The organism is Bacillus sp. 05T31 (assembly GCF_056396725.1).
This window is the reverse complement of sequence record NZ_JBFTMA010001430.1, coordinates 1-420: the sequence shown is the minus strand read 5'-3', so window position 1 is coordinate 420 and position 420 is coordinate 1. Positions and strand designations below refer to the sequence as shown.

Genomic DNA, 420 nt, shown 5'->3' with positions numbered 1-420 from the left:
GTATTTATCGGTAGACTGTCAGTATTAGTAGTAGCTATGATCGCAGTTGTTTTAGCGTATCATCCAAGTGATACAATTTTAACACTTGTCGGTTATGCTTGGGCAGGATTTGGTTCAGCATTCGGACCCGCCATTTTATTAAGTTTATATTGGAAGAGAACGAACAAATGGGGCGTTCTTGCTGGTATGATTGTAGGTGCAGTAGTTGTTATTACTTGGGTACAAATTCCAAGTTTAAAAGCGACTATGTATGAAATGGTACCTGGATTCTTCTGTAGTTTATTAGCTGTTATAGTTGTAAGTTTATTAACGAAAGAACCAGTGAAAGCAATTCATCGTGAATTTAACGAGATGGAAGAAGTGTTGGAAGAGGAGACGAAATAATTAGCGAAGAGAGTAAATGCTAACTAGCATTTACTC

General features: G+C 37.1%; 1 protein-coding gene. It reads left to right on the top strand.

The window, feature by feature from the left end:
- Nucleotides 1-384, top strand: a 384-nt coding sequence (locus AC1DJR_RS33665) for a sodium:solute symporter family transporter (protein WP_477004640.1), incomplete at its 5' end; no start/stop codon positions are given.
- Between the last annotated feature and the right edge of the window lie 36 nt (nt 385-420).